The organism is Parapedobacter sp. GCM10030251 (genome assembly GCF_042666505.1).
In the GTDB taxonomy this organism is placed as follows: Bacteria; Bacteroidota; Bacteroidia; order Sphingobacteriales; family Sphingobacteriaceae; genus Parapedobacter.
In genome coordinates, this window is record NZ_JBHTDN010000003.1 from 47,271 (window position 1) to 72,163 (window position 24,893).

Sequence of the window (24,893 nt, forward strand, 5' to 3'; positions counted from 1 at the left end):
CGACCCATGAGGTAATCGATTTTTTTAACAACCATTATCCAAACACTATGAAAAGAAAACTTACACTGATCATTGTGGATGACGAGCAGCCCGCCATTGACCATGCCCTAGCGGCTATCACACCATTTATCGACCTGATCGTTAAAGGGACATTCACCGACCCGGTGGAAGCACTGAAGTTTCTCCGGAAAAATCATGTTGACTTTGTGCTGTTGGATATCGAGATGCCACTGGTAGATGGCCTATCGTTCACGCTGCAGATGCCCCCGGAGGTGAAGGTGATTTTTTGTACGGCACATCGCCAGTACGCGATCGACGCGTATGATCGGGAGGCCGTAGACTATCTGCTGAAGCCGATACAGCGCAAACGCTTTTCCAAGGCGGTCACCCGAATGAAGCGAGCGCTGACGGCAGAAGCCCAGTCGCAGGTCCCGATCAGAAATGACTACTATTATTTCATGATCAAAGGGCCGATCAGATACCACCGGACGAAAATCAACTTTGATGAAATTGTATACATCGAGTCGAGGCGAGACCATACGCATTTCTTTCTCATCAGTGACCTTAGGAAGGAAAACAAACGAAGAATTGAACAAGAGATCAGGCAGCAGCGAGCGGCTGAAGCGGGAATAGCAGTGGCGAAGCCGGCACCTGGCAAGGCGTATGAAGGGATACCCTGCGTACTTACGCTGCAACACGTGATGGAAATCGTGAATGGAAGCACCTTAATGCAAATACACAAGAGTATCATCTTAAATACCGATTATTTCCGCACGTATGCAGCCAAATCTGTGACGCTTAAAGAATTAAAGACCATCAAACTACCAACGGGCGCCCGACGCGGCTACCCCGAGTTTTTTGAGTGGATGAACAACCATAACAGTCCTAACGACTAATCACTTTTCTAACCGACTACCATGAAAAATCATGCCTTGAGGTATGGCAGGCCATCGCATTGTGTATGCTGCAAGGTCTACAGCCTCCTATATGTCGACATTCAACGCATCCGTGCCGACCAAAGGAACATCCTCAATTACGTCCGCGATAAGCAGGAGACCGAAATCCGATACCTCACCGCAAAGGAAACCTGGGAACGCGTAGGCATCAGCGAAAGCACCCTGCTGCGCTGCCAGCAGCGTGGCGAGATCGCGGTAGCCAAAGTGAAAAAACGAAAGAAGTACTTCCGCGATTGCGACGTAGAGCGGCTGCGCCGGGAATATTGGGGGCGTGGGTAAGTGAATAGGGATGTTTCAAAAAAAAGTAGTAGTTTTACCGTTGCACAAATAATGAAACCATGATAAATCTAAAAGCAGCATTATTTGGAGTAGCAGTTGCATTGGCATTAGTGTCGTGCAAGTCCGATGACACACCCGAGCCAGCAGCAACCGAACAGTTCAAAGTTGTGGTCGTTAATGAGGGGGCAACCCAGGATTTTACACAGCAAATGTACATAGGTGTAGCGGGAACCGAAGTGCTGACTGCGGAGGTGACTGGCGCAGCGTGGGACGAGATATCCGTAGCGGAAGGCGATCAGCATAGCAGTCAGAAGAAATACTTCTCCAAAAAATTGGAGGTACTAAGTGCCGCAACCTATAAAACCACTGACGAATTAAACTACCTGCGATACCACGCGATGATCGAGGCCAAAGAAGGAACGGAATCGACCATGAAAACCAAAATCACGCTTTACCGTGCCGGCAAACTGATCGGAGAAAAAAACTTTACCATCAGTGGAAGGGGAGGTGAACTCGTGGTTGACTACCACGATGAGTATGACTACTTTAGTTCCGATAATTACATGCCATTTTAGACATTCCGCACGTTTTACCCCCTTTCTTCTGGGTTTCTTCTGCCTTTCTTCTGCCGTAACGTAAGCGGTATCTATGCGGTATCCATCCGGTGACTATCAATTTAATAGATACGGATTAGATAAACCTTAATCCCCGCATAGTAGATGTCAGGAGAAAGGCAGGAGAAAGTAGGGAGTTAAAGAGTTTTAGTTCGTTACGAGACACGACCTAGGAGATGCCAGCGGAGCGCCGGGGGTCCCAGTCGTGGAGTAACGGGCTAAAACAACCATCCCTTCACTTCCCCGTCAATTTCCCGATACCCCCCCTTCACATCCCCGTCAACCGTATTCCGTTACTAATTTTTTGATTTACAGCACGCTATGTTTGCCTCCATGAAGCAACGCATACCGGTATTGCAAAGTTGTGGATGGAGTTGAGAGTAAACGTAAAAATTTAAAAGTAAAAAGGAGACCAGAAATGGGAGTAATCAGAAGAGGAGCCAACGGAGGCTTCAAAGGAAAAGCAGGAAGTGTGATCGGCAGCAGCTGGAAGAGCATCGACTACATCAAAGGACTGTACAAGAAACGTACAAAGCCGGCCACGGAAGAACAGCTGATGCAGCAGGCCAAGTTTACCTTGTTGATGCGCTTTCTATTACCGCTGAAGGTGTTTATCCGGGTCGGCTACGGCCAGCGCAAAACGGACACGCATACACCGATGAATGTGGCGTTCCAGGAAAACCTCGGCCGCACGATCACGGGCGACTATCCGGGCTATACGCTGGATTATAGCCAGGTGCGCATTGCGGAAGGATATAGCGGAGGGGGTACCGAATCGGCCAGCGCAACGGATGGTGTGCTAACCGTGACGTGGGACACGGTGCAGAATACCATGTATGAACAAAAGGAAGATGACTTGGTGTACATCGTACTGTACCATCCGGGTATCGACCAGTTCCTTACCGCGCCCACGCCTCCACAGCGCGCTGACGGCACGGTAGACATCCCACTGCCCAACCATTTCCAGACCGGCCAGGGCCATGTATGGATCTTTACGGCCGACCGGAAAGGGCGCAATGTGTCGCGGAGCGTATACCTCGGAGAGGTAGCGCTGGCGTAACGCAGTAAACGAAGAAGCGATCCACCCACCGCGGGGGCAGATCGCTTCTTTTGGTTGATGAACAAGTAAACGAAGAAAAATCATGAACGTAATATCCAATAACGAACGCAAGAAAAGCAACGAGGTAGACGGCCGCTTGGCCATCCAACAGCGCTTCAAGCTCGCCAGTGAATTTCTGACGCCGGTACGCAAACTGATCCATCGGGGATTTGCCACCCGGAAGAAAGGTAAAACGCCGTTCGGCCGGGCCATGTCGTATGTACTGCTCCGTGCGGTAGGCGGCAATTATCCCGATCAATACGTCGATCCCGCTGCGGTACGGCTCAGCGAAGGTGTGTTGCAGAATCCCATCCGGACCGAAGTGACGCGTTACGGGCGTATGGTCACCGTTGAAGTAGAGTCGCTGGTAGATAACCCTGAGGGAGGGAGTGAAGCTTGGGATGATCGCCTCATTCTCTGTGCCTATAACCCTGAACTGCGTGTTGCCGGCATCAACGAGGAGAAACGACTGCGCGAAGATGGCAGCGTAGCGCTCGAATTGCCGCCATTGCTGGAAGATAAGCCGGTACACCTGTACCTGATGGTGCATGACCGCAAGGAGCGGAAATGGTCGAACAGCAAATATTTGGGGGAGTTTTAGTTGGAAACCAAACTCATCCGTGTGGCTGCGGGGAAGAACAGTACCCTCGGTCACCTGTACATCGGCGGGCTATTTGGCTGCTACATTCTGGAAGATGCGGTACGCGACCGCAAGATTCCGGAACGGACGGCTATACCGGCAGGCGAATATACGCTAGGTTTTAATACGACGGCAGGCATGAATGTACACTACGGCAATCGTTATGCATCCCTGCACCGGGGTATGGTTGAAGTCCGCGGTATCCCAAACTTTAGTTTGGTATTCATCCACATCGGCAACTACCACACAGACACGGCCGGTTGTTTGCTTACCGGGTCGTACTGGCAGCTGATCGATGGCGATTACCGGGTGCTGCACTCGGCCGCGGCGTATAAGTATGTGTATCCGCTTTTGATGGAGCAGATTGAACAGGGTAATGATCGGGTGGTGGTTTGCAACCAGTGCTCCACGTCTGGACCTCCGTCGCTTCGCTAGGATTTCCTAGGCCGTGTCTGCACTGGTTGCAAACCAGTAAGGGGTAGGTTGGGGGGAGTTGGATCCGGAGCGTTAACTTCTCCCTAAGCAGCTTAGTAAGTCCATAAGGAACCTAGTGACGTGACCAACGGGAGCGTTACAGTTCCGGTGGGCACTTATTTCTTCCCCTAAGCAGCTTAGCAAGTCCACAAGGAACCTAGTGACGTGACCAACGGGAGCGTTACAGTTCCGGCGGGCACTTATTTCTTCCCCTAGCAGCTTAGCAAGTCCACAAGGAACCTAGTGACGTGACCAACGGGAGCGTTACAGTTCCGGTGGGCTTGCTAACTGCGACCCCCCATCCCAGTTGCGTTGCGTATCCAAAGCGCAACCAAAAAGATCACCGAAAACAACAACAAAGAGATGAAAGAAAACCAAGAAACAGTTGGCCTACCCGAAGCGGGAAAGCCGACAATTTACGAACGAATCAAAGAAGGACTCGCGGTAGCCAGTCAGCTGGTTATCGCCTCGCCATTGAAGCTGCCGCCCAAACTCGTAGTGGTAGCCAAATACTTGGCGCTGGCACTGGGTGTGCTGGAAGCCGTGGAAAGTGCAGCGAAGGAAAGGAGGGAAGGCGATGAAGAGTAATCAGCAGCTGGGTATCGGCACCACAGGTGGAACACTATTGAGTGTGATCGGCCAGTTGGGCGTGCACAATGTGTTGCGCACGGCGCTGCTGGCTGCTATCGGAGCTGTTGTAAGCTTCGCGGTAAGCTGGGCATTACAGCGTTGGTGCCGAAGACGGTAACGCTAGGAAGCCGTTTGATGGAACGATCAAACGGCTTCCTAATTGAATATATGGATTAGTTTATCAAAATTGATGTAGGCTCGATTGTAAAATTTCATTACTATTTTTAAAGTAGGTGTTTAAAAATAGTAACACTTTTTTATATCAAAATGCTGGATTGTATTTCGGTGTTCATCAAGAAATAAAGCTGAGCAGAGTTTTTTAAAATAATCCATTGATTTATCAGTGCAATTAGTACTTTTGCTTCGTTATTTAAACATAGTCTAAATAAGAATGGACAAAATACGTAAGGACACGGCATAATCGGCAATAAAAAAACCGCGCAGGAGACGGCAATCTCCGTAACGCGGCATTTGTTTTGGCCATCGACTTTAGCGGGTACAACGGCCGACTTTCAATAGAACATTAAAAGCAATGCAATATATTAAATTTTACGTAACTGTATTATTTTTTTGCGGTGCCGTGTGGTGCCGTGCACAGGAATCGGCCTACAACCTCAGGGGTACCATCACCGGTGCCGATCGCGAACCGATTTATGGGGCAACAATCAAAGCGGGCAACCTGACGGTTGTCACCGATTCGGAAGGCCGTTTCGAACTATCCAACATCCGGCAACGACAGGTCCGTATTGAAGTCTCTGCCCTTGGATTTGAACCGTATGCAGAGACACACGCTTTGGTACAGGGGCCGAATGTGCTCCATATAAGGCTGGTATCCCGGACCAACGAACTGGAGACGGTTGAGGTGATGGGGCTGACCAAGGCACAGGAGGTCAATCGGCAGGCGTATAACGTGACGGCCGTAGATGCCACAAAGCTCTACAACACCACCATGGACATCTCCGGTGCGCTGGACCGCGTGGCCGGTATCCGTGTACGGGAATCCGGCGGGCTCGGCTCCAATTTCAACCTTTCGCTCAACGGATTCACGGGCAATCACATCCGCTATTTCATTGATGGGATTCCCATGGACAACTTCGGCAGTTCGTTCCAGATCAACAACATCCCGATCAATACGGCCGAGCGGATCGAGGTGTACAAAGGGGTGGTGCCCATGTGGTTGGGATCGGATGCGCTGGGTGGTGCCATCAATATCGTGACGGGCGACCGGTACCGGAACTTCATCGACGCGTCCTATTCGTACGGATCGTTCAATACCCATCGCTCCGTCGTCAATACGGCTTATACCTCAAAGGGAGGGTTTACCGTGCGGCTCAACGCCTACCAGAACTACTCCGATAATAACTACAAAGTCACGGTGGATGCGGCGGATATCAATACGGGAGCGTATGCGCCGAATACCAAAGTCCGTCGTTTCCACGATACCTACCACAACGAAGCCATCATCGCCAACGTCGGCTTGGTGGATAAGCGGTTTGCCGACCAACTGCTCGCCGGTATCACACTGGGTCAGAATTACAAGGAAATCCAGACCGGTGCACGGATGGTATCCGTATTCGGAGATTGGCACCGGCGTGGTACAACCGTCATGCCCACCCTGAAATACAAAAAGGAAAACTTGGTCGACGGATTGGACGTCACGGTCAATGCCAATTACAACCTGGGGTGGGAACAAAACATCGACACCGTAAATGCGCGGTTTGACTGGTTCGGCAATTCGAAACCCACGGGAACCAACAGTGGCGAACGATCCCGGTCCCTGTACAAATACCGGAACAACGAGGGGCTCGCCACGGCAACGGTCAACTACCGCTTTGCCGAAAAGCATTCGCTTACGCTCAACAACAACTTCTCCACCTTCCGCAGGCAGGGCAGCGACGCGCTCAATCCGACCAATGCAGACTACGAGCGTACCAAGCGTACCTACAAAAATGTCGCGGGTTTCGGGTATAATTACGACATTCAAGACCTTTGGAGCACCACGGTCTTCCTGAAATACATCCTGCAAAGCAACCGTGACGGATGGGAAGCCAACAATTTGATGAACAAGCTGGGGTATGGCCTGGCCTCCGCTTATTACCTGACCCCCCAATTGCAGCTGAAAGCTTCCTACGAATTGACCAATCGCATGCCTACAGCGTACGACATCTTCGGCGACGTGGAAAACCAGGAGGCCAACTTTCAGCTCAATCCCGAGCGGAGCAACAACGTCAACATCGGAGCCGCGTACGACTTTTCATTACGTGAGAATCACCGCTTTTCGTTCAATACCAATCTGATCTACCGGCGCGCGTACGATTATATCTATTACCGCCTCAATAACAACCAGTCGAAAGTCGTGGCCGATAACCGCGACGGGGTCGAAACCTTCGGCGGTGATGCCGAACTGCGGTATTCCTTCAAAGATTGGCTTATGGCCGGCGCTACCGGTACGTATCAATACATCGTGAACACGCAGAAATATGAAGAAGGGTATACCGGCGTCAGCCCCGTATACCGTGACCAGATGCCTAATATCCCCTACCTCTTCGGCAATGCGGATGTGGCCGTGGTGCTGCGCGACATCGGCCGCGCCGGAAATACGCTGCATATTGGCTACAACTTGCTTTATGTGCATGCCTTCTACCTCTATTGGCCCAGCCGCGGCGGCGACAAACTCGATATCCCGCAGCAGATCAGCCACGACGTCAATGTGGTCTATTCCCTGCAGGATGGGCGTTACAATATCGCCTTGGAAGCCAAGAACATCACGGATACCCGGATGTACGACAATTTCAGCCTGCAAAAGCCCAGCCGCGGCTTTTACCTCAATCTCCGCTATTTCATTAACAAAAAATAAAATCAAAAAACGATGAATATCCAATCAAAAACGTTCCTTTTAGGTATGGTAGCCGCCACATTGCTGGCTTCCTGCAGCAAAGACGATCGCAAACCGGATAACCCGGGCAACTTTATCATTGCCGTGACCCCGGCGGCCAGTACAGGGGTTGCCGACTACCTCCTGACTGCCAGCAGCCTGGATACAGGATCCATCTCCACCGCTGGCCAAGGCGTGGAACAGGACGGAACCTACCGGTACTACGTAACCCACAACAACAAGTTTTTCAGCATGCTTTACGGACAGGGAAACCCGGGGGCGGTGACTACCTATAACATCGTGGACGGCAAGCTCAACAAATTGTCCAACTTCCAGACGGAAACCGTACAGGCGTTTGCGCCGGTAAACGATGACCTGCTGCTCATGAAAATATCACGCAATATCACCAATCCGTTTGCAAGCTGGTACCGCATCAACACCAACACCCTGCAGATCGAAAGTGAAGGCAAAGTGAACACCGCCGCACCTTCCGGCAATGGCGAGCTGGCCCACTTCAGCTGGATCCGGCAGGTAGGTAATAAAGTATTCGCGCCTTATTTTTCCATTAAAGCCTGCTGCGGCGCTTCGTTCGAGACGGCATATCCCGACAGTGCCTGGATTGCAGTATACTCGTATCCGCAGATGCAGCTGGAAAAGGTTATCAAAGACAACCGGACGAGCTTCATCGGTCGCTATTTCGTGGACGGCCTGGGCGAAGTGGAAAACGGCGATGTGTATGCGTTCTCGGCTTCGGTAGCGGTGACCGACGGCAAGATTTCGTCCACCAAACCATCGGCCGTGGTCAAAATCCCGGCCGGGACCACGGAGTTCGACCAGTCTTATTTCTTCAATGTCGAAGAGCTTTCCGGTGGGTATAACATCACCGATTGGCTGTATGTAGGGCGCAACAAATTCGTCGTACTGGTTACCTCCAAAGCGGAGAAAGGTCAATACGCGGCGGGCAAACGGCTGGGGATTATTAACGTAGTCGACAAGTCGTTTAAACTGGTTACCGGCATGCCGGATGTGGACGACATAAATTCGGTGACTTCCATGAGCAATTACGCAGCGGGCGACGGCCGCCACGGCTATGTGGGCGTAAACCTGAAGTCGGGTGTGGGGTACATTTACAAGATCGATTCGGACAATGCGAGCGCCACGCAGGGACTTCGGGTGAACGGAGGTACCATTACGGCAATCGAGCACCTGGATTAACATGTACACGACCCTGTTTATACTGATCTTTCTGGGCACATTGCTGTTTTTCGTGGCCTCTGATCAGGTGAAGGCGGAAAGCAAACCGCAGTGGCTGCGGAAAATGGCCGGGAAGCCGGTGTATGCGAGAACCCTCGGTACGCTGGTCTTCCTGGCTTGTTGGGCCGCTATCGCCTACCTGCAGGGGCCGGGGTCGGGTACGTTTGCCATGGTGGGGTACCTCATGGCTAGTTATAGCCTGCTTGTGCTGCTGAGGCCGCTTCGATACGTCAATACGGTGCGCTTGGTGGTCGTAACCGCGGCCGCTCTGCTATTGGAAACGGTCATCTTTTAACCCTAATTTTCTGATCATGCCCGCGAATAAGAAATACCTCAGCTCTCCCTGGCAGCGTTTCCTGAAAATTACCGCCGGTTTCGTGGGAGGCTACTTCGTCATGCTATCCCTGCACCTGTTGCTCACCCAGCTGTTTGACCAACGGAACGTGGTGGTAACCGCGTTCATCACGGGCTACCTCCTGTGGGCCGTGTTGCTGCTGATGGCTTTTTTATCCAAAAATGGCTGGAAGGTATGGGGCATATACCTGGTACTTATGGGGGTATTTTATGGTGCTTACCACCTGTTAAACTACTGATGTATGAAGATCCGCAATTATAACATCTATTTCAATACGCATACCATCAGCGGCATCATCATCTGTGCCATCCTGTATGTGATTTTCTTCGCAGGGTCTTTTTCGTTTTTCAAAGACGAAATATCTGCCTGGCAGAAAAACCGCTCGGCCTACACCCATCCAGCGGCTGCCAATGACTACGATTTCCTCTTGGATTCGCTTCATACCGCGCATAACCTGATGGGCAGGGACCTTACGTTCTACATCCAGGATAACGACGTGCAGGCGTATGTAAACATGGGCGCTTCCCAGGATACCACGGTCAAGAAAAAAGCGGCCGCACAGCCGCCACGCAACAACACCTATTTTCAGTACGATTTCCAGCGTAAACAACCGGCCTCCTATGCGGAATCCTATGATATGGGCGAGTTTCTTTATCGGCTGCACTTCCTCGCGCAGCTTAACCAGGTACCCATCCGCATCGGAACCCCGTTCGGCTACCTGGTGGCGGGTATCGTTTCCTTCCTGTTTCTGTTTGCACTCATTACCGGCTTGCTCCTGCATTGGGATAAAATCGTGTCCAATTTCTTTACCTTCCGGCCCTGGAACAAGTGGAAAACCGTATGGACCGATATGCATACCGCGTTGGGTGTGATCGGTTTTCCCTTCCAGCTCATGTATGCCGTGACCGGTGTGGTACTCATCATAAACACGGTGTTAATCCTGCCGTTCAGTAAATTTCTCTACGATGGTGACAGCCAGAAGCTCTATACGGAACTTGGCTATAACGACGGAACGACCTATGAATACCGCTACCAACCGCTGCCGGGTCGCATCGCGCTGAATCCTTATCTCAAACAAGTGGCCGACCGTTGGCCGGATAGCCACCTGAGCCGCATATACGTGAAGAACTACGGCGACGAGAGCATGCACATCGCCATCGAGGCAACCCCCAATTTTAGTAGCAATTTTGCCGGCGTAGGGAAGATCGTGTTCCACCCCGCCACGCAGTCGATTGTCTACGAGAAATCGCCGGTAGGTTCCGCTTCGTACGTCGACCACGTCAAAGCCCTGGTCTACCGACTGCATTTTGGGGATTTCGGCGGTTATCCGGTTAAAGTCACGTTTTTTGTGCTGGGCATCATGGGATGTCTGGTCATTATCTCCGGCATTCTGATTTGGCTTGTTGCACGCGATAAGAAAAATATACCCGCGCACAAGCGCAAGTTTAACTTTTGGGCAGCCAACGTGTTCCTGGCCATATGCCTGACCATGTTACCTGTCACAGCGCTTACCTTTATCGCTATCAAGCTCCATCCGGCCGCAGACCAGGCATTCATCTACCGGGTGTATTTCTACAGTTGGCTGGCACTATCCGTAGTTTACGTCGCGCGTCGCAACCTGCGCGTCACTAACCGGGAGACGCTGCTGGTAGGCGGGCTGCTGGCACTCTGCATACCGGTCGTCAATGGCGTCGTAACCGGCAACTGGTTGTGGAATGCCCAACGCACCGGGGCGATGGACATTTTCTTGGTCGATTTCCTGTGGCTGGCCATCGGTGTGGTGAGCCTGATCGCCTGCTACCGCATCCGATTGGACGGCAAGAACACGGAAAAACCGAAGCAAAAAGCTACCGTTGAAAGGGAACCGGTTGCTTTTCGGTAAGGTATTTCCAATAGCGTTTCGGAACATGCTGGATGTGTAACTTGGTGTTTTTGCGCGATGGAATGCCGGCGTGATCGAAGTAAGCCCGCCACAGCTGCTGGTAGAGAAGTTCCGATGCGGTGAGAGGGTCTGCTTGGGGAGCACTGCCTTGCCCTGTGGGCGTCTCTGAAAATGTAACTTCGTCGACTTGGTCGCCGTCGTAGTACATTCCGTAACGGCGCTTTACATCATAAATTACCCAACGTTGATCAGCATACCGGTTCTGGAAATGACGGGCAATCAAAGGCAGCACGTTGAAGTCCGGATCCACGGTGGCATAATAAAGGCCGTCAACAAGCTGCTGAAACCGTACAAAGGCCTCCATGCGGTGCTTTTCCCGGTGTACTTTGCGATCCAGCTGGGAGACTCCTAGCACATGCGGATTCCGGTAATCGCCTACCAAGGCGCCCCCGTGATCAAAAACCAACCGGACCAGTGAAAAAACGTGCTGATACCCCGACGGCTGTTCGGCCAGGAAAGCGGCATACAGGCGAGCCATCCATTCGCGCTCAAGGCGTTTGGCTAGCCCGTTCCACACACGGCGGGCCTTCTCTTCCACGGTGGTCACCGTAACCGTATCGCCCAGCAATAGGGGTTGGTAATCATCAACGCTATACAGAATGACATCCAAGGATTGGCGCTCGTAACTTTCGAACACCGCCGTAAGCAATCCGGGAAAAGTTCCGTCAAACACGTATGCATCCATGTCAGAAAAGGGTTAGCTGCTGGGAAGAAGGGGTGTTTTTGCGGGACCCCGCCGAGAGGATATGCTGGCGGATTTCCATCGCCGAAGGGCTGCCAAGGCTCGGGATACGGTCGGCGCACCAGATGAAATGCATCGCGCGGTTCATCGCCACGCCGATTTTCCGGAGTTGGTCAGACCGCAGCTTGCCAAAACGGCGCGACTGCACGATTTTCCTTGCCGAGGTTACGCCGATGCCCGGTACGCGAAGGATCAGCTCATAAGCAGCGGTGTTGATGTCAACCGGAAAGAGGTGAAGATTCCGGAGTGCCCAGCTCAGCTTCGGATCGATCTCCGTGTCGAGGAACGGATGGTCGTCATTGAGCAATTCGGTAACGTGAAATCCATAAAAGCGCATCAGCCAGTCGGTTTGATACAGGCGGTTTTCGCGCAGCAGCGGCGGCAGGCTTCCCAGCATGGGAAGGCGATGATCGTTGCTGATGGGAATATACCCTGAATAGTACACTCGCCTGAGCCCATAGTTTTTGTAGAAGGAGTCGGCTATGTGCATGATGTCCTTATCGGTCTCCGCGGTCGCCCCTACCACCATCTGTGTGCTTTGGCCCGCTGGCACAAACGTGGGGACATGCTTGATCCGCTTCCCTTCGTCCCGGTAAGCCTGCATAGACGTGTTTACCAATTTGAGCGGTTTCTTGACCAAATCGTGCGATTTTTCGGGCGCCAGCGTTTTTAAGCCTGCTTCGGTAGGCAGCTCCAGATTGATGCTCATGCGGTCTGCATAGAAACCCGCCTGGCTGATCAATTCGTCACTTGCGCCGGGGATCGTTTTCAGGTGAATGTACCCATTGAAACGTTCCTCGGTACGCAGTTTTTTAACGATCGCAAGCAAGCGTTCCATCGTGTAGTCGGCATTCTTGAAAATCCCTGAGCTCAGAAAAAGCCCCTCGATGTAATTGCGGCGGTAGAAGCTGATGGTAAGATCCACGACCTCCTGCACGGTAAAGGCGGCCCGCTTAATGTCGTTGCTCCGGCGCGAAACGCAGAAGGCACAGTCAAAGATGCAGTGGTTGGTAAGCAAAATCTTAAGCAGCGAGACACAGCGCCCGTCTTCGGTATAGCTGTGGCATATGCCGGATGTGTGGCTGTCTCCCAAGCCCTTGCCCACGTTTTTGCGGGTGCCACCGCTTGATGCACACGAAACGTCATATTTGGCGGCGTCAGCTAAAATGCTAAGTTTTTCTTGAATTCTTGGAATCAAATCACCCTTGTTTTGCCAACAAAATTAGTAAAATACTGGGACAAATCAGCAGATTTTGAATAAACCGTTCCGGCCGGCAGACCTGTCGACCGCACTGGCCAAGGTGCCACTGTGAAGGTTAAAACGGTTGCCGGAATGCACGGCAACCGTTGGTTCATACGTTGTCTATTGACGCGGGATCTTGGGGCGCACTACCTCGAAATCCGCTAGTTGGTATGTCGAGCTGTCTGCCTTTGTGTCGTGGTAGTGAGGGGAATACATTTCTGCCGTGACCGTCCCTGCCTCCAGGTCGAAGTGTAAAAGACGGAGGTATCCGCCGCCGAAATCCTCGTTCTGGTAGTTTTGGAGGATCTGATAGTACGTGTTTCCATGGTCGCCTTTGCCGACTTTCAGCGCCGAACTCATCACATGCCCGCTCAATACGAGACGGACATTTGGGTATAGCTTCACCAGCCGATCGTGCACGAATTGCGGACTGAAATCGCCATATCCCGCATTCCGGTCGTCAATCTCGCCTTTGCCCGTAAGGTGATAGTGGGTCAGGATGATGACGTTGTATTCGTGGTGAGCCCGGATGACATCGCCCGCCCAATTGATGGGTCCCTGGCGAGGGCAAAATTCCAGGGAGATGACCAGCCAGTTGACGCCTCCGGTCTGGAAAGTGTAATACGCGTTATCGCTTTTGCCCTCCTCGTACCGGCCCCGCTGGGCAATAAACCGCGAGGGCGGGAAATAGGCATTGAACTTGGCGGTTTTGCGCAGGTTCTGATTCACATTTCCCGGTGCGGCGCTGCCGTTGTATTCACCGACGGCCTCGGTATCGTGGTTCCCCAGGGCGATTGCGTAGGGGATGCCCGCCCGGTCCAACCGGTCAAACTGCAAACTGGCGGTTTCCCACTGGGAAAGGTTGTCAAAATTGACCACATCCCCAACGTGCATGACGAAGGGGATGTTGAGGGAGTCCTTGTTGGCCAGTATCCAGTCAAACTGACTTTCAAACATGCGGTAGTTTCCGTCGATTTCGCTCTGTGAATCCGGAAATACCGGTACCGTAAATTGCTGGGCCCGCGTGGGGATGGATCCCCCCAGCAGGAGGATCAGGACAAGCGAGTTGCGGAGAAAATGTAGATTCATCTCGTTTATTTTTTAACCGTTAATAACCCGGATTTTCAACCAGGTTGGGATTGTTGGCCGTACGTGCCAGGGTGATCGGAAAATAATAATGCTGCTTCTCGAAGATGGGTGGGTTGACAGCCCCATCGAGCTTTAGTCGCTTCTCCACCAAAAATTTGCGGGTGGTGTAATCCAGGATATAGCGAATGCCGCTCTGGTTACGGGAGAGGTAGTCTTCCGCAATGCGCCAGCGCCGGAGGTCCCAATAGCGGTGGCCTTCGAATGCGAGTTCGACCCGGCGCTCGTTTTGAATACGCGCCAACGTCAAGGAAGCCAATCGCGAAATGCCCGCCCGCTCACGTACCTGATTCAGCGCGTCCAGCGCCTCTTCGTGCCTGCCCAGGGCGTAGGCCGCCTCGGCGTAGTTGAGCAATATTTCCGCGTAACGGAAGACAATGAAGTCTTGCGTGGACCCGAATATACCGGCGGTCGAGCTGTTGCCATTGTCTTTCTTCTCATCCAGGTATTTCAGTACGCCGAAGCCCGTTTGGGTAACTTTCTGGTCGCCATTGGCGAGCACGCCTTTATAGGAACCGGTAGTCAATACCGTACCGTCTTCCTGTCGGATACCGTTGTAGAAATCCAGGTTACGACCTTGCCATTTCGTGTCCTGCGTGTACACGGTGGCCAAAAAGCGTGGATCCTTACCGGCCCACAATTCCGTCGTGGTAATCAGTTTTCCCTGCAGGTCGTCAAAATTGATTGTGCCCGGCCTGCCGTCTATATATTCAAATGCCTCGGCAAACTCCAGGTACGGGGCATCATGGATGCCATTGGCCCAGCCATTGGGAAATGGGCATTGGAAGTAATCATAGGCCCAGCCCGCGCCGGCATAGTCCTTGTCGCTTCCGTCGTGCTGCACGGCGAAGATCACTTCAGCGTTGCGCTTGGTGAGGAAAAGCTCCCTGAAATTGAGGGTCTTGTCAGGATTGGCGTCATACAATTGAAACTCTCCGTCGTTGATGATCTGCGCAGAGGCTTCCAGGGAGGCTTCGTAATACCGCGTCGCTTGCCCGCGCTCAATCCCGATCACACCACCCAGCTCCACTTCACCGTGCTCGGCAATGCTGCCGGCGTAAAGTGCCGCACGCGAAACGAGGGCGAGTGCCGCGTACCGGGAGGGACGGCCCCAGTTGGTATCGTCGATTTCCGGAAGGTCGTCCAGGATGGCCATGCCTTCGGCAATGATGAAATCATATACCTCCTGCTCGGTGTTGCGCTTCGGATATAATTCTTCCCGTGGGTCGGTATCTTGCTGCACCTTCAGGATCAACGGCAGTCCGCCATAGCGCTTCACCATGTAGAAATAATTGAAGGCCCGGAGGAATCGCGCTTCGGCAACCTTTTGGGTCTTGAAGGTTTCGCTTACCGTGGATGACGGCAGCTTTTCGATGATCTCGTTCAAGGTGCGAATGACCTGGTAGGGCCTTTCCCAGTACTCCAGCAGTCCGCCGTTGATCTTGAGCCCATTCACCTTGAACTGGTAAGCGTTGCCCGAAAAGTTGGAAGTCGACTTCGACTCGTCGCTGACGTTATTGACGTAGAAGATCGAGAAAAAAGGCTTGCCCGAGTTGTGTACGTCGTCAGCCTCGTTCTGTAGCACGGTGGTATTCAGGTAGGCGCCGGTCAGATAGGCATCCACCAGCTTTTCGTCATTCCACACGATGGTTTCGGGAATAACGTCCAGCGGCTCTTTGTCCAGCACATTGCAGGCGGAAAAGAGTATCAGGAGGCTCGGGATAACAGCCCGGCCGAAACGTTTTATGTTGTGATTAGCTGACATAGTCATGTTGTTAATTGAATGTTACGTTTTCAAATCTTGTCCTAAAGGATGAGTGTCAGTCCGAACGACAGGTTGCGCTGCTGCGGATAGTACAGGGAGCCCCTGCCGGAGGGCATTTCGGGGTCGAGGGCATATTTGTTGAGCGCGCTGAACGTGAAGAGGTTTACACCCGACGCGAAGAGGCGGAGGCTTTGGATGCCCAGCGATCCGAACGACCCTTTCTTGAACGTATAGCCAATGTTGACGGATTTCAGGCGCAAATAGTCGCCTTTCATCAGCCGGTAATCCGATAGCCATCCATTGGATGAGGCGCCGCCCAGCCGTGGGATGATGGCATTCCGGTTGTTGGTCTCGGCCGTCCAGCGGTTGTGGTAAAACTCTTCCGAATTGCCGTTGATGGAAGCCACCACATGGAACCCAAGCGCGCCTTGCAACAGGAAGTCCAGGTCGAAACCTTTGTACTGGAACGTAGGGTTCAGCCCGACAATCCAGGTCGGCACGGTGCCTTGGCCGATTTCGACCTGATCTTTCCAATCGATGACACCATCGCCATTGGAATCCAGGTATTTGACATCGCCGGGGCGAAGGGTGGCATTGTCCCGCAGATCCTGATCGTACGGCAGGTTGTCGATTTCTTCCTGGCTGGTAAACAGGCCATCCGACAAGTAGCCAAACGTACGGTCCGTCCATTGACCGGATTTTTTGTTAATCCGCTCCTGGTCGGCATCCACGTATTCCGGTTCTTCGTAATCGAGCCATTTCGAACGGGCCCAGGAGATGTTGCCGCGGATGTCCCAGCGCAGGTCGGATGCCCCGCCGCGGGTTGCCAGCATCAACTCAAAGCCGCGTGTATCGGTACTGTTAAGGTTTTCAGCAGGCAGGGAGGCCCCGAAGGTGGAGGGCAGGGTAATGAGCCGGTTAGCCGGAATGCCCGTCCGCTCGCGGTAGAACGCGTCCAGCGAGCCGTAGAACTGCCCTTTCCAAAACGAAAAGTCCGTTCCCAGGTTGTATATCTTTAGCTTTTCCCACGTCAGGAGCGGGTTGGGCAATCCCTTGGAAAGGATACCGGGATACCGGTTGCTGCCCCAGATGTAGGAGCCTCCCGTAGCAGAGCCGCTGATGTCGTATCCGGTGATGTAGGCGAAGTTCCCGACGTTGTCATTGCCGGAGGCACCGTAGCTGGCACGCAGCTTCAGGGCATCCAGGGCGGCAAAGTCGCTGAGGAAGGCTTCTTGCTCCAACCGCCAGGCGAGGGAGATGCCCGGAAAGTAACCCCACCGCGTAGCCGGCGGGAATTTGGCCGAAGCATCGGCGCGCAGGGTGGCTTCTAGGATGTAGCGGTTGTCGAACGAATAGTTCAGACGCCCTACCCAGCTCATCCGTCCCATCTCAACGGTGCCCGCGTTATTGGTCATCCCTTCGGTGCTTCCGGCGAGCATCTGGTCGATTTCCGGCGTGATGAAGTTTGAACGGGCAGCTGCCACGAAGTCGTCGTAATAATCGGTCGACTCGAACAGTGCCAGTACGCTCAGGTCGTGTACTTCATTGAACACCCGGTCGTACGCGAGGGAACCTTGCGAAAGGATTTGCCGCCCGCTGGGCAGGTTGTAGGAGAGGTTCGCCGTGCTGCCGAATGCACCCGCGTGGGTATATACATCGGCCGCGAAATCATACCGGTAGAACGGAACCGGTTTCGAGAAGTTCTTGGTCGATGAGTAATTCTGCTTATAGTCGACCAGCGCCTTCGCCTTTAAGCCAGGCAGGGGGCGGAAGTCGTAAGCAAGTTCGAAGACGGCACGGAGGTCTTGGCTCCGGCGGTCGCTGTAACCGGATAGCTCCCGGTCGGTTGTGATGTGCGCACCGCCCGTACCGCCGCCTTCGGCATACGGTATCTTATCCTTATCGGGAAACTCGGCCGGATACATGGGTTGGGTGTTCCAGAAGTCGCCCCAGATATTGTCGTCCAGATTCCGGGTGGTATATTCACGCATGCTGATCGAGGTAGAAAGGTCCATCCGTGCGGTCAGCCCCTCGGTAATGGTGGCATCGATGTTGGAACGGAGGTTGTAGCGCTGGAACCCGGCATCGCTCCGCTTGAAGAAGGTTTCCTGTTTGAGGTAACCCAGAATGCCGTAGTATTTGATTTTTTCGCTGCCACCCCGTACGGAGAGGTTGTGCTGCTGTTGAGGCGACCAGGTCCGGATCAGCAGGCCATACCAGTCGGTATTGGGGTATTGCGGGTCGCCGCCCTCATAAAATTTCTGGATCTCTTCCAGCGTATAAGGTGCCGTTGCTTCCGGTTGGCCGCCTTGGATGTGGCCTTCCCGCCGCATTTCCGCTAGCTGACCCGACGAGGCCATGCGCGGCATGTTGGTAATCCCCTGCCACGTGGTGGACGTATTGAGCGTGAGCGTCGGTTTTCCTGTCTGCCCCCTTTTTGTGGTGATCAGGATCACTCCGTTGCCGGCACGCGCGCCGAAGATGGACGCCGAAGCATCCTTCAATACGGAGATAGATTCAATTTCGTTGGGATCCATGGCGTTGATGTTGCCTTCCGAGCCGTCGATCAACACCAGCGGTCCGTCAAAGCCACGGATCTTGAGAGTTGCGTTGTCAGAACCGGGCAGACCGGTAGACTGTAAGGTGATCAATCCCGGAAGACGCCCCGCCAAGGTGTTTGACACGGAGGCGACCGGGGTTTTGGTAATTTCATCGCCTGTTATGGAAGCCACCGACCCGGCAAGGTTGACACGTTTCTGCGTACCGTAGCCCACAACGACAACCTCGTTGAGGTTTTGCATGTCGGCGGTCAAAACGACATCCAACGGCGTCGTCGCGGAAACCGTGATTTCCTGTGTCTGGAAGCCGACGAACGAAAAGACGAGGACTTCACCGACGTCGGCGGCGATGCTGAAGTTCCCGTCCGCATCGGTCACCTCGGTACGGTTGCTGCCCTTGACCGCGATGGATACGCCTCCCAGCGGTTTCCCTTGCTCATCCGCCACGTGCCCGCTAACGACCTGGCGCTGCCGTGTTTCGGTATGCGTGGGTTCGACGCGGTTCGTGATTGGCAGTTGCACGGATGGTACCCAGCCAGCCCGCGATCGACCACTGGGGTCGTTACTTTCCAGCGCAGGATTCGTTGCCGTCCCGGTGAATTTCGGGGCAACGACCACGTTATGGTTGATGAGCTCATAATCGTAGCCTATTTTGGTCAGCAGCCGGTCCAACACCGTCGATAGCGCTTCTTTCCGGAAGGATTGTGACGGCGCCGGAATTTTGCTGAGCAGGTTTTTCTCGTACGAGAACGGCACGCCCGACGCGGTTTCTATTTTGCCCAGCACATCGGCCATGCTTTCATTATCGATTCGGATGGTGATGCGGATTTTATTCAGATTTTGTGCACGGCCGTCCGTGCTAAAGACCAGGTTGCTGCACCCTACGATTACTGCGATTATTATTGAGGTGATTCTCATAATCGTCTTGACTTTTTTCATAAATTTGAATGTTGTTTAATGGTTATACCATGCCATTGATCACTGGACGCGCTAACACACTTTCCACGGCACGTTAGCAGCGTCTGATTACTTTTAACGGGAGTTGTTCGTAGCAACTTCCGTTTTTCGTTTTTGTCTCGGTTTATTTATTCATACAGTCTGATTTTTTGGTCCGTGATTTCATAATTCGCATTCGTAATTTTTCCGATCACTTGCATGACGTCGTCGATGGGATTTGTCGCATGGAATGTCGTCTTATAATTTGCGGTTTTCAGCCTTTCACTGCGGGTTTCGAGCGTTAGACCCCACGTGTTTTTGATGACGATGGCCAATTCCTGAAAGGACACCCCGTCCAACCGTATTTCACCGCTTTGCCACGAAGTGGCCAGCTTTGCATCGGTAGTAGCGACTTCGAACTTGGCAGTTTGCTTATCGTAATTCATCTCCTGGTTCGGGTTAAGCAGGCCTAAGGTCTTTCCGTCGGCCTCCACGCTTACTTTCCCGGAAGCGACGGTAACTTTTGCTTGGTTCACATCCGGGTGTGCGCGCACGTTAAACGAGGTGCCGAGTACGCGGATATCCATCTTTCCGGTTTTGACGATAAAGGGTTTCTCCGCATCGGGTGCAACGTCAAAGAACGCCTCCCCTTCCAGATAGACCTCGCGGACGTCGGCCTTGAATTGCTTGGGGTAGGAGACGGTCGATCCGGCATTGAGGATGATTTCCGATCCATCTTCCAGGCGAAGCTTCACGAGCTTTCCCGTTTGGGCGGTGGTCGTTTGGTGATTTTCCGGTAATGATAGCCCCCTGCCGCCGGCAAGCCGGTTGTGGTAGAAGAACGCGATGCCCCCGATTAACAGCAATACCGCTGCTGCCCATTGGAGGGGTTTGCCGATCCGCAAGGCCATGCGCTTCGGTGTGTCGGGAACCTTATCCAATATCTTTTCCAGCAACCGCCGGCGCACTTCTTGCTCATGCAGGTCGTCTGCAAATACGCTGTGGTCTTTGGCAGTGATGTCAAAGTCGGCATACCACTGGTTAAGCTTGGCTTGCTCCTGAGGTGTGAGAGACCCTTTTTGGTATTTATCTAATAATTGGTATAGCTCCTTCTCGTCCATTAGCTTCGACTGCCCGTTTAACGATACAACCGAACGGGAAGTCGATTTGTCCCAGTGGGCGATGAAAATTATTTTGATGAAAATTATTTTATGGCAAAACAGTCGACAGGACGATGATTACCGCGCTGTACTCATGGACGGTCGTCCTGATTTTTTTAAGTGCCGTGCTGAGCTGGTTCCTTACGGTCTTGCCCGAAATGTCCAACCGGGAGGCAATCTCGTCATTGGAGAGGCTTTCCTCCCGGCTCAGCCGGAATATTTCCCGCATTTTGGTGGGTAGCTTATCGATTTGCCGCTGCACCACGGTCTCCAGTTCACGCGTCAGTAACCGGGTGTCCGTATACGCAACGTCGGATTCAGGTACTTGGGTTTGCTGCGCTTTATAGGTCGTTCGCAGCGTTTCTTTACGGTAGAAATCGATGATGCGACTCTTTAGCCGGGTATGGAGAAAAGCGCGGACGGATTGTTCATTTTCGAGAACAACGTCTTTCTCAAGAAGAGAAAGGAAAAGATCCTGCAGGATGTCCTCTGTATTCTCTTCGCTCTGCAGCCTGCGAAAGGCGGTGACATAAAGTTCCTTCCAGAACTTTGTATAGATAACGATAATACGCTGTCGTTTGTCTATTGGTTTCAATGCTACACCTCCGTTTTCGGTGGTCAAACTTAAAAGAAAGAATGTTTCTGTAATGTTATGTTTATGTTAGCTGGACGCATTCGTTGTGGCATATGCTGACGTATGACAATTGGCGCCATATGCATGGCGTCGATATAATTGATTATGGGTGTAAACTTAGGTAAATTTTATTGGTCTTTTAGGGATTTTTTTTAGGCTGCCGCAGGAGGCGATTTTTCTAGCATTGGCTTATCCGAATACGTAACCCAGGAGGTAGTAAAGAATAATGAATACGATGATCGTTCCGACGCATCCCAACCCGAGTTTTTTCGCTCCCCATCCGGCAATCAGTGCCCTGAATAGTTTGTTCATAGCCGCTCCTATTTTGAAACATTAACAGCTTTATAACAAAATAAGCTATGCAATGTTTCATAATCCTGCAATGTTTCGCGTCACTCCCGGGTAGAACGCGCCCACGTCCGAGCAAGCCTGATTTTGTATTTCAGTTTTATTTGTCTTAGTTTAGGGGCGGATGCCTTTTATCGGTTGCTAAGCCAACGGGCATCGTCGGAAAAATGACAAGTCGGATCGTAATTATGGAAAAAAAACATTTCGGTTTTGGTATCGTGGGTGCAGGAATGATCGCCCATTTTCACGCCAAAGCGATTGCTGAAATAGCGAATGCCCGTTTGATCGGGGTATACAGTGTCAACAGGCCCAAGGCGGACGAGTTTGCCGATCAGCACCACTGCACGGCGTACGAGACGTTGGAACACCTATTGGCGGTTCCCGAAATAGATATCGTTTGCATCTGCACACCTTCGGGGATACACCTCGAGCCTGCATTGAAAAGTATCGAAGCCGGTAAACATTGCGTGATTGAAAAGCCCCTTGAAATAACGGTTGAACGATGCGACCGCATCATCGCAGCAGCCCGCGATGCCGGTGTGAAAGTAGGTGTTATTTTCCCGTCGCGCTTTTATGAGGCCAGCCGTCAATTAAAGGCCTCGCTCGACGAAAGCAGGTTCGGCAACCTGGTGTTGGGAAGTGCGTACGTTAAGTGGCACAGAAGTGAGGCCTATTACGCATCGGGGCGCTGGCGCGGAACCTGGGAGTATGATGGCGGCGGGGCACTCATGAACCAGGGTATCCATTCGGTCGACCTCTTGCAATGGTATATGGGGCCTGTGGCATCCGTACAGGCGGTGGCCGCCAATAGACAGCACAAGAATATTGAGGTGGAAGATACCATCGTCGCTACCTTGCACTTTAAAAACGGTGCATTGGGTACCCTGGAATGCTCGACGGCCGTGTATCCGGGCACCCTGAAGCGCATAGAAATCATGGGATCTGAAGGAACCGCAATCCTGGAAGAAGACCATTTCATAGCCTGGCAGTTTCAACAGGAAAGCGACTTGGATGTGCAGATCAGGAATGCAATGAAGGACGTAACCGCTGCGGCGGGAGGCGCTTCCAATCCGGCGGATATCAGCTTTGTGGGGCATCAACGGCAGCTGGAAGACCTGATTCATTCCATCGAGACCGGCGGGGAACCGTTGATTGACGGGGAGGAGGGACGCAAGTCCGTTGAAATCGTAAGGGCCATTTATGAAAGCGCGCGCTCAGGCAATCGAGTGGATTTGCACATGAAGTAAATATTTTGAAAAATATTTCTTACCTTTGCAATAGGTTTAGGTTGATAGCCCCTAATCCCATTGGGGCGGATTCCCGTTGTCTTTAAGATGACGGGTTTCTTTTTTTTACGGTTATTCATTTTTAACGTTTGGATTGCGGCCCAATTTTTTGAGAATTAGATAACCGATGATACCGGAGAGCGCCGAAGCGATTAAGATCGCAAATTTAGCTTCGATTTGATGCGCAGGTTCGGCGAACGAAAGCAAGGCAATGAATATGGACATGGTAAACCCGATACCGCCCATCAAGCCGATCGCAATAACCTGTGGCCAGTTTGTTCCTTTTGGCAACTCGCTTAAGCCAGACTTTACGGCGATCCATGATAACAGCGCAATACCCAAAGGTTTGCCGATAAATAGGCCGGCGATGATACCTAAGCCGAGCGGGCTGGCTAAGCCATCCACCATGCCGGCTTCAAACCGGATGTTGGTGTTGGCCAGTGCAAACAGTGGCATGATGATAAAATTTACGGGTGTGCTGATGGCATGCTCGACGCGCTGTATCGGCGAATGGCCGTTTTTCCCTTGGATCGGGATCGCGAAAGCCGTAAGTACACCGGCAATCGTGGCATGTACCCCCGAGTGATGAATGAAGTACCAAATGAACAGACCGGGAATCAGGTACAACCAAATTGACTTGATTCCCAAACGGTTGACGAACATAAGAAGTACAAATATACCGAGTGCGTATAAGAGATAGGTGGCAAGGGCCGTCACAAATATCTTCAGTGCGACGGGAACGCGTTTGCCCAGTAGGGAAAGGATACCGATGGCGAACGCGATATCGGTGGCCATGGGTATTCCCCAGCCTTGGCTGGTCTCCGTTCCGGCATTGAACAGTAACCTTTTTCCACGGCGTAAAAAATGCGATGCGCTAATCCGCTCGTCTTCGAGTTACTTGACAACGGGATCATCCCAGGAAATCAAGGTTTTCTAGATGGGTGATTCGTGTTTGGCATCCTACGTTACGCGGGAACGTGGAAAAGAAATTTCAGCGATCAAGCGATTTGATGTTGAATACGCGAAATGAGATCGTCTATATCAAAAGGTTTTTCAATAAAATCTTCGGCTCCGCATTCGATCTGGCCTTGACCAAAATGGGCGGACATCATGATCACGGGGGTTTCCCGGCTCGCGGGCTCAGCTTTCAATTCCCGGCAAAGATCGGTTCCGTTGCCATCCGGAAGCATGATGTCCAATAAATACAGATCAGGGCTGATATCGGCCATCGCATCCCGGAAATCCCCGGCAGTCGCGAAGGAGATGACTTCTATTTGGTGATCTTCCAATATGTATTCGATCATTTCTCGGATACTGGGGTTGTCTTCTACGACCACTATTTGTTTCTTCACAGCTGTGTTGTTTTATGTAATAATTATCTGGCTTCTCAACTATCTGGTTTCTCAACGCTGCTTCCCGCTCGTTTTTAGTAAGACAGGAATTTCTTTTGGTCTTAACAAAGGCAGTGCCGTTTTGTTAGGATATTACGTGATATTCACATGCCACACTTTTTCATGGGTGTGTTAGTTATTAGCAATCAGTGCTTTTCGGTTGCGAGAAGCCCATGAAGCAGATCTTTTTTTTAAGGAAAAGCCGCGTGGGGTCCGGAATATTGAGGGGTTCGCCTCGATTTCCCGCGGTGAGGGCAACAATTCGGGCGCTCGGTTGTTAGGCAAAAAAACAGTAATCATGGCAGACGATAAAAATAAAAAAGACGGACGTGACCGCGAACGGGTGGCGGGCAACCAGGACTACGAAGTAAGCTTCCTATCAGAAAAACTTGGCGTAAGCGCCGAAACGGTAAGACGGGCCATCCGAGCGGTTGGCAATGACCGTACAAAAGTGGAGGAATACCTCTCCACAAATGACAAAAATTAACGGTTCATGCCCCTGGTATCACGGTGATACCCCCCTTCGTATGAGAACCAACCAGTTGAACTGCGTGAGAAAGCGGTAT

General features: G+C 52.2%; 25 protein-coding genes. 15 read left to right on the forward strand and 10 right to left on the reverse strand.

The window, feature by feature from the left end; all coding sequences use genetic code 11:
* The first annotated feature begins 47 nt into the window (after window positions 1-47).
* From ACFQRK_RS09620 to ACFQRK_RS09680, 13 genes are all read left to right on the forward strand, one after another.
* On the forward strand, window positions 48-896 hold the full coding sequence (locus ACFQRK_RS09620; protein ID WP_379005966.1) for a LytR/AlgR family response regulator transcription factor: 849 nt from the start codon (window positions 48-50) through the stop codon (window positions 894-896).
* A 21-nt stretch (window positions 897-917) separates the two neighbouring features.
* Entirely contained in the window at window positions 918-1,235 is a 318-nt protein-coding gene (locus ACFQRK_RS09625) for a hypothetical protein (RefSeq protein WP_379005968.1), read from the forward strand.
* A 59-nt stretch (window positions 1,236-1,294) separates the two neighbouring features.
* Window positions 1,295-1,810 carry a beta-barrel fold lipoprotein gene (locus ACFQRK_RS09630; RefSeq protein WP_379005969.1) on the forward strand — a complete coding sequence of 172 codons (516 nt, stop codon included), beginning with the start codon at window positions 1,295-1,297 and terminating at the stop codon, window positions 1,808-1,810.
* A 457-nt stretch (window positions 1,811-2,267) separates the two neighbouring features.
* Window positions 2,268-2,909: a DUF6266 family protein gene (locus ACFQRK_RS09635; RefSeq protein WP_379005971.1), complete on the forward strand. Its 642-nt coding sequence runs from the start codon at window positions 2,268-2,270 to the stop codon at window positions 2,907-2,909.
* A gap of 82 nt (window positions 2,910-2,991) precedes the next feature.
* Window positions 2,992-3,549 carry a DUF6266 family protein gene (locus tag ACFQRK_RS09640; protein ID WP_379005973.1) on the forward strand — a complete coding sequence of 186 codons (558 nt, stop codon included), beginning with the start codon at window positions 2,992-2,994 and terminating at the stop codon, window positions 3,547-3,549.
* On the forward strand, window positions 3,550-4,023 hold the full coding sequence (locus ACFQRK_RS09645; RefSeq protein WP_379005974.1) for a DUF5675 family protein: 474 nt from the start codon (window positions 3,550-3,552) through the stop codon (window positions 4,021-4,023). It begins immediately after the preceding gene.
* A 402-nt stretch (window positions 4,024-4,425) separates the two neighbouring features.
* Window positions 4,426-4,650 carry a hypothetical protein gene (locus tag ACFQRK_RS09650; protein ID WP_379005976.1) on the forward strand — a complete coding sequence of 75 codons (225 nt, stop codon included), beginning with the start codon at window positions 4,426-4,428 and terminating at the stop codon, window positions 4,648-4,650.
* Window positions 4,640-4,810 carry a hypothetical protein gene (locus tag ACFQRK_RS09655; protein ID WP_379005978.1) on the forward strand — a complete coding sequence of 57 codons (171 nt, stop codon included), beginning with the start codon at window positions 4,640-4,642 and terminating at the stop codon, window positions 4,808-4,810. Before ACFQRK_RS09650 ends, ACFQRK_RS09655 begins: the two co-directional genes overlap by 11 nt.
* A gap of 414 nt (window positions 4,811-5,224) precedes the next feature.
* Window positions 5,225-7,549, forward strand: coding sequence for a TonB-dependent receptor (locus tag ACFQRK_RS09660; RefSeq protein ID WP_379005979.1), 2,325 nt, complete (start codon window positions 5,225-5,227; stop codon window positions 7,547-7,549).
* Between the two features lie 12 nt (window positions 7,550-7,561).
* Complete coding sequence (locus ACFQRK_RS09665) at window positions 7,562-8,782, forward strand: DUF4374 domain-containing protein (protein WP_379005981.1); 1,221 nt, start codon at window positions 7,562-7,564, stop codon at window positions 8,780-8,782.
* 1 nt (window position 8,783) lies between these two features.
* Window positions 8,784-9,116 (forward strand): hypothetical protein, encoded by a 333-nt coding sequence (locus ACFQRK_RS09670; protein WP_379005983.1) that lies wholly within the window; start codon window positions 8,784-8,786, stop codon window positions 9,114-9,116.
* Window positions 9,117-9,132: 16 nt separating this feature from the next.
* Window positions 9,133-9,414 (forward strand): hypothetical protein, encoded by a 282-nt coding sequence (locus ACFQRK_RS09675; protein WP_379005985.1) that lies wholly within the window; start codon window positions 9,133-9,135, stop codon window positions 9,412-9,414.
* Window positions 9,415-9,417: 3 nt separating this feature from the next.
* Window positions 9,418-11,058 carry a PepSY-associated TM helix domain-containing protein gene (locus tag ACFQRK_RS09680; RefSeq protein WP_379005986.1) on the forward strand — a complete coding sequence of 547 codons (1,641 nt, stop codon included), beginning with the start codon at window positions 9,418-9,420 and terminating at the stop codon, window positions 11,056-11,058.
* Here the strand turns inward: ACFQRK_RS09680 and ACFQRK_RS09685 are convergent.
* From ACFQRK_RS09685 to ACFQRK_RS09720, 8 genes are all read right to left on the reverse strand, one after another.
* Entirely contained in the window at window positions 11,024-11,803 is a 780-nt protein-coding gene (locus tag ACFQRK_RS09685) for a TIGR03915 family putative DNA repair protein (RefSeq protein ID WP_379005987.1), read from the reverse strand. The two genes, ACFQRK_RS09680 and ACFQRK_RS09685, sit on opposite strands and share 35 nt — an antisense overlap.
* A gap of 1 nt (window position 11,804) precedes the next feature.
* Entirely contained in the window at window positions 11,805-13,058 is a 1,254-nt protein-coding gene (locus ACFQRK_RS09690) for a putative DNA modification/repair radical SAM protein (protein ID WP_379005989.1), read from the reverse strand.
* 165 nt (window positions 13,059-13,223) lie between these two features.
* Window positions 13,224-14,192 carry a metallophosphoesterase gene (locus ACFQRK_RS09695; protein ID WP_379005991.1) on the reverse strand — a complete coding sequence of 323 codons (969 nt, stop codon included), beginning with the start codon at window positions 14,190-14,192 and terminating at the stop codon, window positions 13,224-13,226.
* Window positions 14,193-14,211: 19 nt separating this feature from the next.
* Window positions 14,212-16,014, reverse strand: coding sequence for a RagB/SusD family nutrient uptake outer membrane protein (locus ACFQRK_RS09700; RefSeq protein ID WP_379005993.1), 1,803 nt, complete (start codon window positions 16,012-16,014; stop codon window positions 14,212-14,214).
* 41 nt (window positions 16,015-16,055) lie between these two features.
* Window positions 16,056-19,511, reverse strand: a complete 3,456-nt coding sequence (locus tag ACFQRK_RS09705; RefSeq protein ID WP_379005994.1) for a SusC/RagA family TonB-linked outer membrane protein — start codon at window positions 19,509-19,511, stop codon at window positions 16,056-16,058.
* A 146-nt stretch (window positions 19,512-19,657) separates the two neighbouring features.
* Window positions 19,658-20,629 (reverse strand): FecR family protein, encoded by a 972-nt coding sequence (locus tag ACFQRK_RS09710; protein ID WP_379005995.1) that lies wholly within the window; start codon window positions 20,627-20,629, stop codon window positions 19,658-19,660.
* A gap of 88 nt (window positions 20,630-20,717) precedes the next feature.
* Window positions 20,718-21,263, reverse strand: a complete 546-nt coding sequence (locus ACFQRK_RS09715) for a sigma-70 family RNA polymerase sigma factor (RefSeq protein WP_379005997.1) — start codon at window positions 21,261-21,263, stop codon at window positions 20,718-20,720.
* Between the two features lie 228 nt (window positions 21,264-21,491).
* Window positions 21,492-21,614: a hypothetical protein gene (locus ACFQRK_RS09720; RefSeq protein WP_379005999.1), complete on the reverse strand. Its 123-nt coding sequence runs from the start codon at window positions 21,612-21,614 to the stop codon at window positions 21,492-21,494.
* Window positions 21,615-21,838: 224 nt separating this feature from the next.
* Between ACFQRK_RS09720 and ACFQRK_RS09725 the strand changes: the two genes are divergently transcribed.
* Entirely contained in the window at window positions 21,839-22,897 is a 1,059-nt protein-coding gene (locus ACFQRK_RS09725; RefSeq protein ID WP_379006000.1) for a Gfo/Idh/MocA family protein, read from the forward strand.
* Between the two features lie 111 nt (window positions 22,898-23,008).
* Here ACFQRK_RS09725 and ACFQRK_RS09730 read toward each other — a convergent pair whose 3' ends face one another.
* On the reverse strand, window positions 23,009-23,815 hold the full coding sequence (locus ACFQRK_RS09730) for a Na+/H+ antiporter NhaA (protein WP_379006975.1): 807 nt from the start codon (window positions 23,813-23,815) through the stop codon (window positions 23,009-23,011).
* A gap of 119 nt (window positions 23,816-23,934) precedes the next feature.
* Window positions 23,935-24,288: a response regulator transcription factor gene (locus ACFQRK_RS09735; RefSeq protein WP_379006001.1), complete on the reverse strand. Its 354-nt coding sequence runs from the start codon at window positions 24,286-24,288 to the stop codon at window positions 23,935-23,937.
* Window positions 24,289-24,625: 337 nt separating this feature from the next.
* On the opposite strand from ACFQRK_RS09735, the gene ACFQRK_RS09740 reads away from it, so the two are divergent.
* On the forward strand, window positions 24,626-24,814 hold the full coding sequence (locus ACFQRK_RS09740; protein ID WP_379006003.1) for a DUF3606 domain-containing protein: 189 nt from the start codon (window positions 24,626-24,628) through the stop codon (window positions 24,812-24,814).
* The last annotated feature ends 79 nt before the right edge of the window (window positions 24,815-24,893 follow it).